The organism is Methylosinus sp. (assembly GCF_036560965.1).
Taxonomy (GTDB): Bacteria; Pseudomonadota; Alphaproteobacteria; order Rhizobiales; family Beijerinckiaceae; genus Methylosinus.
Genome location: NZ_DATBQF010000074.1, coordinates 26,491 through 36,865 on the forward strand (window position 1 = coordinate 26,491; position 10,375 = coordinate 36,865).

Here is a 10,375-nt window from a genome sequence, read left to right on the forward strand (position 1 = left end):
AAGACGCGCCCTCAGTCGCGCTTCTGATAGATGAGGAGATATTGCCGCGGCAGGAAGTCGTGTTTCTCGACCAGCGAATAGCCGGCGGCGTCGAGCTCCTTCGTCACTTTCTCGGGCGGAATGCGGTGCTCCACGGGCGGCCCGTCGGGCGAATCGGCTTTGAAGTCGACGATCGCCAATCGTCCCTTCGGGCGCAGCGACGATTTGAGCGCAGTGAAATATTGCGTGCGGTTTCCGATATGGTGATAGGTGTCGACGACGAGAGCGAGATCGACGGGCTCGGGAAGATTGGCCTTGTCTGGGCTGGACTGGACGGGCGTGAGATTGGCGAGGCGTTCGCGCTCGGCCCGTTCACCGAGATAGGTCACCATATCGGGCTCGACATCGGCGGCGTAGAGCTTGCCGCCCGGTATGCGCTTGGCGATTTTGGCGCTGAAATAGCCGGTGCCCGCGCCGATATCCGCCACGCGCGCGGCGCGATCGAGATGCAGCGCATCGATGACCTTCTCGGGCTTCTGCCAGGCGTCGCGCTCCGGATCGTCGAATTTTTTCGCCCATTTGGCCGCATCGTCGAAACGCTTGTGAAAGGCGCCGTCGGAAGGGGGCGCCGCATGGTCGCCGTGACGACCGCCCTTGCCGTCGTGCTCCATGGGCGCGGCGGTCTGCGCGAGCGCGACATGCGCGCCGAGGCCGACGGCTATCAGGGAAAATGCGGCGACCGCCGCTCGAATGGCGTTGTTCATTTTTTCTCCTCATGTGGTCGTCCGCTCGCCCCGGAGGTATCTGGAGCGACAGCGGGTGGCGACGGCGCGGCGTATTGCCGCCGTCGCCTCCCCCCGCATAAATGTCGTCCGCTCGCCGGAAACGCAGTCCTTATTCTGTTTCCAGCGGAAACAGCGGCTGCGATCGCTTCTTCGCCTCGACCGTTTCTTCAGCGGCTAGGCGCTGGATCGCCAAGGCGGATTTTTCGTCGCGGCGCGGCTCCCGGCGTCAGCCCGATGGATTGCAATTTTATCGATGAGCTTTGCTTCTAAAATCCGAAGGTCAGCGCAGTGTTGAGCTCCCATGATTGGCCGAGCTGCGGCCCGTTCAGGCGCTGGTAGACCGGCGCTCCCGCCTCGACAGCGAGTCGAATGGGCTTCATGCCCTCGAATTTCAACAGATATTCCAACCCACCGAGCAGCTTCACGCGTTCGCCGCCCTGATAATCGGGAACAGTGCCCTGCTGCGCGCCCCAGATCAGAACGTCATGCCCGTAGATGCGCTCCCATATCGTCGCCGCCACGCGCCCGGTCGCGGCGAGACCCGGCAGAAGCTCATAGCCGCCCCAGGACGAGATCTCGTTGGCGAGGCCCCTGTAGTAGCCCGCATCATTGGCGCCGAGCGCCGCGCGTCCGCGATAGACGAGGCCCCAGGACCAGGCGTCCAGCTTGCCCGTGTAGGTGAAGCCGAACAATGCGTCATATGTTCCCGTCCCGAGCTGCAGCCCGTAATAGGCTCGTTTCATGAAAAACTGTCCGGACGGATGCTGATGGATGATGTCCTCCGCATAGCTTCCGGTCGGCAGGCTGACGCCGAGATTCACGTGCAGATGGTGGATGTCGTCCTGATAGAGGCGGACCAGTCCCTGGACCGAGGTGTCGCCCCAGCCCTGCGTCGCGGAGTTCGTCGGGCCGAGCGGCGTCGAGCCGCTGGGGCCCCGGAACACCGTCATGCTCATGTTTCGGTCCGACAAGGACCCCATCACCATGACATTGAACCAATCGGCGACGCCGAACATGGCGTGGAACATATGCATCTGCATTTTCATATTGTCGGGCGCGTTTCGCAGCGTCCGCGTCGGATTGGCGGCCAAGAAGTTCGCGAGCGCGAGATTGCTGTTGGGAACCCAGGGGATCGCCGTCACCTGAGCGGGCGCGATCGTCGAGGAGCCGACATAATTGCCCCGCATCACCGCATAGCTCGGCGTGTAGGCGAAGCGCACCTCTCCGGCGCCGACCATATGCGCGCCATAGACGCCCGCCGGCACGACCGTATGTTTCGCGCCGTGCTTGTCGCCATGGCCGCCGTCTGCGCCGCCCTTTCCGGAATGCCCTCCGGAAGCCGCCGCCATATGAGCCCCGCCCTTCTCTTTGCCGCCGTGCTTTGCGTGTTTCGCGTGTTTTTCCTGGCTGCCGTGATGTCCGCCGCCGCCCTCGCCGTCGGCCCCTTGTCCGCCGGCCGCGGATACCTCGTCATGGCTCCCGGCGTTCTCTTTGCCGTCCCGCATTCCGTCGCCGCCGGACTCGTCGGCGCTGGAATGTCCGACGGAAGCGGCGTCCGAGCTGAAATGATAGTTGAGGCCGACGCGAGCGATGCTGCCGGTCACGCGCGGGGAGGCGACCTCGGAAATCGTCCAGTCCGACGGAGCGCCATTGGTCCCTCCGAACGCGTTGGCGACGCCGATCGGATAGGCGGCCGCGGTCGAGCGGATTTTGCCGCTGCCCAAGGCGTAGTAGAGATACTCGGCCTTGAGGCTCCAGCGCGGCATGAACATCCACTCGACGCCGGCGCCGATCGTCCATCCGGGTTGCGTGGTCGAGATATCGAGATTGCCGATGGCGTCTTGCACCGCGACGCCGGCGGCGTTGGCGTAGAGCGACGACGTCCCATGGTGGACGCCGACGCCTCCGAAAGCGAGGCCGCCCGTGGCGTAGGCTAGCAGGTTCGGCTCGACGAGATAGCCGAGACGCAAGCGCAATGTCCCGAGGAAATCGAGGGACGAACGGCCATAGACCGAATTCTGCAGGCTGTCGCCTTGGACGAGCATGTTGCGATAGAGCCCTGCGAGATTGCGATTGCCGCTCCCCGAGGCGAGGCCCTGTATATCGGCCTCCACGCCGACGAGGGCATTGCCCAGATAGCCCGTCGGAAAATTATAGCCGACCTGCGCGCCGCCGATGAATCCGCCATTGTCGCCACCGGGAATCGAGCCGCTCTGCGACGCCCAGAACGGCGCGCGAACCACCATGTTCGCCGGGTCGGTGAGATATTTGCCGGTGACGGAAGGGGCCGTCGTATAATCGATCGCGCCATTGTTCGCCAGAACGCCGCCGGCGTTCAGACCCGCATAGAAGCCCGTCCACATCGGCGGAGGCGGCGGCGCCACGAGCACGGGAAGATCGGCCGCTAGGGCGGCGCCGGCGACGAACGGCAAAGCGCTCGCCGAAAAAATGATGAATGGCTTCATTTGTCTGAGCCCTGTTCGTATGAAAATCGCGTCTCTCGATCGCAAAAGACCAAAGATGAAAACCGGCGATGCGCGGCGCGCCTCGGAGCGGCGTCGAGCTTGCAGAAAAAATGGCGGATCAGACGCCGGGAGGCGCGCGCGACGACCAGGAGCTCGCCCACCCCGGTGGGCGTTTGGCGCCATCGCCTTCGACGAGCGGAACGACGAGCGCCCCGGGCTCCAGCGAAGCGTAGGGCGCGATGTCCGGCAATAGGGCGATGACATCCGGCGCCGTGTCGCGAGCGCCCGCGCTACAGAGAATGCAGCATAGAGCATGATGGCGGTCGGTCGGGGCGTTATCGGGGCTGGGCGCGCCACAATAGGCGGCGACAGTCGAGATCGAAGCGCCACGCCCCACGCTGTCCGCGGAATCCATGGCGAGCGCTGGGGATGACGCGAGAGCCAGGACTTTCAACGCGAAGAGACAAGCAATCACAGCGCTCGCGATAATCGCGCGCGCTCGCCATTGTCGCCACATCCGCAACGAAGCCATCGGAGAATCCAAAATAGAATCAACGCTAACCCTCACGCGGGCGCAGCCGAGCGTCAATCGGCGCGATCCCTGAGCGCGCGCTCGAGAGGGCCCTCCGCTATTTCATCGGAGCGAGCCCATCGCCAGACTTTCCCGGTCTCGGAGCAGGAGCTCGACGATTCTGGTTCGTTCATCCGAGAGCGACGCTTTGTCGCAGCTCGTCGCGCCTCACGGACAATCATTGTCGAGCATGGCCAGACCGAAGGCCGGTTTCCAACGCGAACCGAAACGATTCCGGTCGGGGAGATCGGCGATATCCGCCTCGTCGCCCCGTCGCCCGCAATCCCAAAGCCGTCGTCGATGCGGCGGTTTATCGCGATAATTTGCGGCATAACCGCCGCACTCGTCCGACTTGCTTCATGTCCGATAATCCGCGCTTATCGGACATGCTCCGAAACCGCCGCAAAACCAGGCCTGTCGGTCGGGTTCAATGAGCGGACAGCGTTCCCGGCTGTCGTTTTTTTCCGCCCCGGAGCGGCGCAATGCCTCCGCGGGCATGTTGGCGGCATTCGGCGATCGAGACGCATCCCCGCTCGCGGATCAGGCTTCTCGCGCCGCCGCCTCCCTGCTCGACAACCGCAAAAATTCCATTCATGCGGCGACCCGGCCGCGCGGTCTCGAGCGTCAGGCAGCCGTCTTGCGTGGACGGCCGCCACGCTTCCCGTTTTCACGCGCAGCAGAAGCTTTGCTGGGGGACCGGGATTTGCCGCCTTTGCGACCCATCAGGCCCGCCATCCAGCTCGCAGAGCCCAAAACGCCGTCGAGCAATGCCGGAATATACAGGTCCGCGTCGAGTTTCGGGAAATGAACGCCGAGCCCGGCTGGCGTGATCTCGATCTCATCGAGATCTTCGGCCCTCGCACGCTCGAGTCCTTCGACTTGCCTGGGCGCAAAGCCGATCTCGATTCCCGTCGTGAGACGGATCACCACTCGGTTGCGCCCGGCGTCATAATGCGCGCTTTCGGCGCGGGGTCCCTTCAGTCGCGCCTCTCCGCGCGCCGTCGCCGCGTCGAATTGCTGCTTGGTCAGATCAGCCATGAATCCGTCTCCATGCCTCCAGCAGATCGTCTCTATGGTCGGCGACGAGCCGCAAGCTCCGTCTGGCGTCGTGTTCCGCGCATCCGATCGCCTCACGCAGCTCCAGCCGGACGACGTCGATGACGACCTCCCATCCCGGCCCTATGACGTGCACATGGGCGGGCGGGTGGTCATTGGGGTAGATGACGATCCTGAGACCGCCGAGGCGCAGGATCGTCGGCATAGGCGAAAAATAACCCAATCTTTTAGGTTTGTCACGGAGGCCGCGTCGGCAATCCGGGCCATCGCCTTCGCGCTCGAGCGCCCGCGGATCGCCGCCGAGACCGCTCGGAGCTTGCCGGCCGTCGCTTGTAAGGCGTCGGGCGCGATCCATGGACAGACCGGAAATCCGGCTTCATGCTCGCGATCGACAACCCCGAATCATCGGCGCGGAGACCACATCGATGCGCGACGAATATCCGCTGCCAGGGACCGACGCAGACGCTCTTTCCACGGCGAGCGACTCGCCGTCCGCCGTCGACACGCGCAGCGCCGATCGTCATCTCGCGGCGCTGGGCGACAAGGCGCGCGATTACGCCCGCAACGCCCGTTCGGAGAACACCCAGCGCGCTTACGACGCCGATTGGCGACAATTCTCCCGCTGGCTGCGCCGTCAGGGGTTCGATCCCCTGCCGCCCGACCCGCAGACCGTCGGCCTCTATCTCGCCGCCTGCATGGAGGGCGGACGCGGACAGGAGCCGGTTTCCGTCGCGACGCTGGAGCGCCGCCTTTCGGGAATTTGCTGGCGTTACCGCCAGCTCGGCGAGCCATTGGACACGGTCGATCGTCACATCTCGACCGTGCTGGCCGGCATACGCCGCGCTCACGGGCGGCCGCCCGTGCAGAAGGAGGCTGTTTTCGCCGACGATCTGCGCGCCATGCTCGCCGTGCTCGACAATGATCTGCGCGGCCTGCGCGATAAGGCCATGCTGGCGATCGGCTTCGCCGGCGGCCTGCGCCGCTCGGAGATCGTCGGACTGGACTGCGGCCCGGACCAGAGCGACGACGGACGCGGCTGGATCGAAATATTCGGTCGTGCCGAGACGGCGGCCGACGAATCCGCGACGAACGACGGCGGCCTGCTGCTGACCATCAACGGGAAGACCGGCTGGCGTGAGGTGGAGATCGGCCGCGGCTCCTCCCCGGCCACCTGCCCTATCGCCATGTTGGAGACCTGGATGCGGATCGGCGGCGTCGCCCACGGCCCGCTGTTCCGCGCGATCGCGCGCAAGAACGGCGGCGTCGGCGCCGAGCGCCTGACCGACAAGCATGTGGCGCGGCTCGTGCAGAAAACCGCGCTCGCCGCCGGCGTTCGCGGCGATCTTCCCGAGGGCGCCCGCAAGCTCGCCTTTTCCGGCCATTCGCTGCGCGCCGGTCTCGCCTCCTCGGCGCAGATCGAGGAAGCCCATGTCCAGCGCCACCTCGGCCACGCCAGCGCCGAAATGACCCGCCGCTATCAGCGCAAACGGGACCGCTTCCGCGTCAATCTCACCAAGGCCGCCGGCCTGTAACCGGCTGTGGGTGGCATTCATCCCGCGGCTTTTCGTGCGCGCATCGCTTTGGCCGCCTTCCCGCGCAACAGCGCCATCAGCGCCGGTCCGAGCGAAAACTCCCCTGCCCTGGCCTTTTCGGTCAGCGTGCGCAAATATCCGCCGGCGCTCTTGATTTCCTCGCCGCGTTGCAGAATTGCCGCGATGACGATCGACGCGTCATGCTCGCCCAAAACATCCAAGGCCAGCGCCCAGGCGTCCGGCGAAACGCCGAGCGCCGAGCGCGCCGTCGCCGCGGCGCTCGCCAAATCCCGCCACGAGGAAATTTCGCCCGCCCTGGCGTAATCGACGATGTCTGGACAGGCCTCCAGCACCATGCCGAGAGGATAGGCTCGCACCGGCGGTTTCGAATCCCCGTTTCGAGACTCCCGCATCGCCGGCTGCACAGCTGGTTCAGCGTCCCGCTCGACCGGAGCATTGGTCGCTTCGAGATCCGGCTCGGTCGGACCGGCCCTGCCTTTCGTAAGGCCAGGTTCAAGATCAGAGATATTTGTGGTTTGATTCTGTATGTGACGCTCAGTTTGAGACTCATTGCCGCTCATATTCTGGGCTTTTATGTGTATTGCCAACAGCTTGTGAATTTCTGCCGCCAATGCGGCAAGCTCGCCGGCCAATGCCTCGAGATCACGGCGCGAAAGCCGCCGCGCGTAACGGCCGGAGAGTTCCGCGTAGAGCAGATGAAAGCTCTCCCAGTCGCCAGAAACGCCCGCCTCCACTCCGGTCTCGATCATTTTGACGATGTCGCGGCGGGTGAGCGTGATCTTCTCGCGCAGCAGCGCGATCGCACGGTTCTCGGCCCGCACCTCCTCGGCGAGGTTCTCGATTTCGGCCGCCCGCGCCACGAGCGGCGCGAGGTCGAAGCCGAAAGCGTCCTCTATCGCGCCCCCCTGCCCTTTCCTGGCGAAGCGCTTGCCGTTCGGCGAATCGCGGCGGATGATCAAGCCGGCGTCGACGAGGCAGGCGAGATGCCTCCGCAGCGTCGCCGGCGCCATCCCATGAGCGCGGATCGAGAGCTCCTTATTGGAGGGAAACACGACAATGCCGGAGCTGGCGGAGCCTGCTTCGGTAGACGTCGACTCGCCCCCCGGCAAAGTGAGAGCCGTCTCCTGATGGAAGCTCAGAAGCGCGTGCAATACCGATAGCGCGCGCTCGGTGACGCCGAGCGGCTCCTTGGCCTCGGTGAGCGCCCGAAACAATCGCCATTTGTGGACGACCGTCTCGGATGCGCCCGGCTTTGCGGCGAAGCGTTCGGTCGCGGTCTGGCTCGCCACCATGGCGAGCGACAGTGGCCGCCGCCCGAAGGGCGTCGTTGGACGTGTCTGCATGATCCTTTGCCTCGTTCAGGCAAAAGAAACTCGCTCACCAAAACGGCGCCGACTCTTGACAGCGATTCGCGGAAGTGATTCTCTTAAGGTGCGAACTTTGGAGAGGCTTCCGGACGGAAACGTTTCGGGGGCCTTTTCTTTTGCGGTTTCACCTCGTGACTGTTCGGACTAACGAACTCGCTACTTTCGACTGCGAAGCGGGCTCCTATCGAACGGGTCATTCATTCGAGAAAATTTGCCCGTTCGACCGTCGTTTCAGACGGGTTCGTGGCCCTCGCGGTAGTCTCTATAAAGTCTCGGCAAGCGCTGCAGCAGGAACGCTCCGAAATCGGGGGCGGCTTTTTCGTCCACGACGAAAGTCACACGCCCAGTCCCTCGTTGGACGGTGGCGATTTGTCGACCCTCCTCATTGCTCCAGCTTTCTTTCTCCGCTCTATTTCGCGGCTTTTCGGTCAGAGCCGCCAAAAAGAACACGAAACGGGCGTCGCTGTCGGCCGAGACAAAGGCTTGATCGTCGGTGAGCCTGGAAATGATCGGATCGACATCTTGTGAGGCCAGTTTTTCGGCCAGCAGCGACCAGCGCGGGCGCCCGGTCTTGGGAGCCGGCCCGATCAATTGAACGACTTTGTGGGGGATCGTCCGCCCGATGGATATCAGGCGCGACAGCTGCGTTTTTTCGATGCTGAGCGCAGCCATTATCACGTCGCGCTCAAAACCTCGGTCTTCGATGCCCACGGCGAACATCGCTCGCTCTATGTAGCTGAGCTCGAGGCGGGCGGAGTTCTCTTGCCCTTGCGCGACGACGAGCTCCGGATCGGAAAGCTCGCGAACGACCGCGCGTAGGGGGCGTCCGATCTCGATCGCCGCGCGTAGACGCCGATGACCATACGCCACTTGGTAACGGCCCGGCGTCTCTGGGTGCGGGCGAACCAGAACCGGGACTTGCTGCCCATGGTCCCGAATCGAGGCGACCAACGCGGCATGTTCTTCGGAGGGCTCTCCGAGCCTGTCGGTGATGAAGGACGAGTCGATCAGACCGGGCTCTATTTCGACGATTGTGTCGCCCGCGGCGATCAGCGCCCGCGCCTCCTCGGCGGCATGCGCGAGCTTTCCCAGGGACCGGCCCATGGCGCCGACCGCCCCAGAGCGAACCAATTGCTTGGGCGCATCGGCGGCGCTGGTCGCTTCGACCAGATCAGCATCGACAGAGTTGCCATCTGGCAACCACCGCTCCTTCGCTGTCAAAAGAGCCCGAAGTGTATCCTTGCGGCTCATGGCGCGCGTCTCCATGCTTGCTGCATCAGCGCTTCGATTTCGGTATTGACCGCGTCCAAGGACTCCAGCGCCCGATCATAGGTGGCGCGCGTGAAATTCTCGCGCCCGACCTCGTAGAGCGTTTGCTTGGACAGGCCGGCATCGGAAATTGCCGTCGATTTCAACATCGCGTTTGTCAGAACCCGTTCGCGGAAAAGCGATCGCATGAACGCGACCATCTGGGTCTGCGGGCCGTCGGAAGGTTCGTACCGTGTGATGACGTAACGAATGAAATCATAGTCGATATCTGCCCCGGCCTCTTGAACCACCGACAACAGATCCGACGCCATCAGCAGGAACTGGCACATCGACATCACGTCGAGCATCTGCGGATGAACCGTGATGAGGATCGACGTGGCGGCGCATAGCGCCCCGAGCGTCAAGAAGCCCAACTGCGGCGGGCAATCGAGAATCATCACATCGTAGCGATGATCGACCTCTCCCAGCGCGGTCGCAATTCGACCAAAGAAAGCTTCCGTCTCTCCTTCGACGAGCGCCTTCGGCGTGTCGTGCTCGAATTCCATGAGCTCCAAATTCGCCGGCACGAGATCCAGACCAGAGAAGTAAGTCGATCGGACGATATGCTCGAGTGAGCGCCTCTCGTGATCGTAGCGAATGGCGCCATACAGCGTCTCATTCGGTCCAATGTCGAACTCTGGCTGATAGCCGTGCAGAGCCGTCAACGACGCCTGCGGATCGAGATCGACAGCCAGCACCCGATAACCCTCGAGCGCCAGAAATTGGGCGAGATGCGCGGCCGTCGTCGTCTTGCCCGAGCCGCCTTTGAAATTGACGACCGAAAGGACCTGGCATTGCTCATCCCCGGCCCGTTGCGGAAGATAGCGCTTACCTTTCCCGCCCTCTTCCAGAAGCTTACGCAATTCGTTGATCTGGTCGAGACTGTATGAGCGACGCCCGCCGACGCCGATCTCCGGCTGCGGGCCTTTCCCTCCCAACGACAGCTGACGCAAGTAGCCGTCCGCGACCCCGATCAGCTTTGCGGCCTCGCCGGACGAAAAGCGCCTCAAAGCCTTTTTTGATTCGGGAGGAAACAGCGTCTTGCGGAGTCGGTTGAGCTCCTGCGACAATGCGCTCCCGTCTCCCGCAATGACCGAGGTCATATTCGGCTTGGCGGCGTCCATGGTCGACCGTTTCTCCGCTTTGGAATAAAGCTACGCAGAAATCGCAAATCGCGCCTCTGATCCGTAACAATCAGAACCTGATTCTGTCTTTCATGCAACAACATTAGGGTTAACCGCGCTTAATCATTCTGTCCGCGCGCCGCGCGAGAAAGTTGCCAGTTGGCAAC

The 10,375-nt window shown here is 63.5% G+C and carries 9 protein-coding genes; 1 reads left to right on the forward strand and 8 read right to left on the reverse strand.

All coding sequences use genetic code 11. The features are described from left to right. Nucleotides 1–11: 11 nt before the first annotated feature. The 5 genes from VIF40_RS19440 to VIF40_RS19460 form a co-directional block, all read right to left on the reverse strand. Complete coding sequence (locus VIF40_RS19440) at nucleotides 12–743, reverse strand: class I SAM-dependent methyltransferase (RefSeq protein WP_331939168.1); 732 nt, start codon at nucleotides 741–743, stop codon at nucleotides 12–14. 287 nt (nucleotides 744–1,030) lie between these two features. Further along, the gene (locus VIF40_RS19445) at nucleotides 1,031–3,229 is read right to left on the reverse strand and encodes an outer membrane protein (RefSeq protein WP_331939169.1); all 2,199 of its coding nucleotides are present in this window, start codon (nucleotides 3,227–3,229) and stop codon (nucleotides 1,031–1,033) included. 118 nt (nucleotides 3,230–3,347) lie between these two features. Beyond that, nucleotides 3,348–3,644: a hypothetical protein gene (locus VIF40_RS19450; RefSeq protein ID WP_331939170.1), complete on the reverse strand. Its 297-nt coding sequence runs from the start codon at nucleotides 3,642–3,644 to the stop codon at nucleotides 3,348–3,350. 780 nt (nucleotides 3,645–4,424) lie between these two features. Further along, nucleotides 4,425–4,838, reverse strand: coding sequence for a DUF2442 domain-containing protein (locus VIF40_RS19455; RefSeq protein WP_331939171.1), 414 nt, complete (start codon nucleotides 4,836–4,838; stop codon nucleotides 4,425–4,427). Beyond that, on the reverse strand, nucleotides 4,831–5,079 hold the full coding sequence (locus tag VIF40_RS19460; protein WP_331939172.1) for a DUF4160 domain-containing protein: 249 nt from the start codon (nucleotides 5,077–5,079) through the stop codon (nucleotides 4,831–4,833). Before VIF40_RS19460 ends, VIF40_RS19455 begins: the two co-directional genes overlap by 8 nt. Nucleotides 5,080–5,281: 202 nt before the next feature. Between VIF40_RS19460 and VIF40_RS19465 the strand changes: the two genes are divergently transcribed. Then, nucleotides 5,282–6,388 carry a tyrosine-type recombinase/integrase gene (locus VIF40_RS19465; RefSeq protein WP_331939173.1) on the forward strand — a complete coding sequence of 369 codons (1,107 nt, stop codon included), beginning with the start codon at nucleotides 5,282–5,284 and terminating at the stop codon, nucleotides 6,386–6,388. Between the two features lie 17 nt (nucleotides 6,389–6,405). Here the strand turns inward: VIF40_RS19465 and repC are convergent, their stop codons facing one another. The 3 genes from repC to repA all read right to left on the reverse strand — a co-directional run bounded on the left by repC (nucleotide 6,406) and on the right by repA (nucleotide 10,208). Beyond that, the gene (gene repC, locus VIF40_RS19470; protein WP_331939174.1) at nucleotides 6,406–7,752 is read right to left on the reverse strand and encodes a plasmid replication protein RepC; all 1,347 of its coding nucleotides are present in this window, start codon (nucleotides 7,750–7,752) and stop codon (nucleotides 6,406–6,408) included. Between the two features lie 255 nt (nucleotides 7,753–8,007). Continuing rightward, on the reverse strand, nucleotides 8,008–9,027 hold the full coding sequence (gene repB / locus VIF40_RS19475) for a plasmid partitioning protein RepB (RefSeq protein WP_331939175.1): 1,020 nt from the start codon (nucleotides 9,025–9,027) through the stop codon (nucleotides 8,008–8,010). Next, nucleotides 9,024–10,208 carry a plasmid partitioning protein RepA gene (gene repA / locus VIF40_RS19480; protein ID WP_331939176.1) on the reverse strand — a complete coding sequence of 395 codons (1,185 nt, stop codon included), beginning with the start codon at nucleotides 10,206–10,208 and terminating at the stop codon, nucleotides 9,024–9,026. Before repA ends, repB begins: the two co-directional genes overlap by 4 nt. Nucleotides 10,209–10,375 lie beyond the last annotated feature (167 nt).

What these genes read in the sequence shown, in the direction of transcription:
- VIF40_RS19465 (WP_331939173.1), top strand. Translation starts at nt 5,282, where the DNA reads ATGCGCGACGAATATCCGCTGCCAGGGACCGACGCAGACGCTCTTTCC.
- repC (WP_331939174.1), bottom strand. Translation starts at nt 7,752, where the DNA reads ATGCAGACACGTCCAACGACGCCCTTCGGGCGGCGGCCACTGTCGCTC.
- VIF40_RS19455 (WP_331939171.1), bottom strand. Translation starts at nt 4,838, where the DNA reads ATGGCTGATCTGACCAAGCAGCAATTCGACGCGGCGACGGCGCGCGGA.
- repA (WP_331939176.1), bottom strand. Translation starts at nt 10,208, where the DNA reads ATGGACGCCGCCAAGCCGAATATGACCTCGGTCATTGCGGGAGACGGG.
- repB (WP_331939175.1), bottom strand. Translation starts at nt 9,027, where the DNA reads ATGAGCCGCAAGGATACACTTCGGGCTCTTTTGACAGCGAAGGAGCGG.
- VIF40_RS19440 (WP_331939168.1), bottom strand. Translation starts at nt 743, where the DNA reads ATGAACAACGCCATTCGAGCGGCGGTCGCCGCATTTTCCCTGATAGCC.
- VIF40_RS19445 (WP_331939169.1), bottom strand. Translation starts at nt 3,229, where the DNA reads ATGAAGCCATTCATCATTTTTTCGGCGAGCGCTTTGCCGTTCGTCGCC.
- VIF40_RS19450 (WP_331939170.1), bottom strand. Translation starts at nt 3,644, where the DNA reads ATGGATTCCGCGGACAGCGTGGGGCGTGGCGCTTCGATCTCGACTGTC.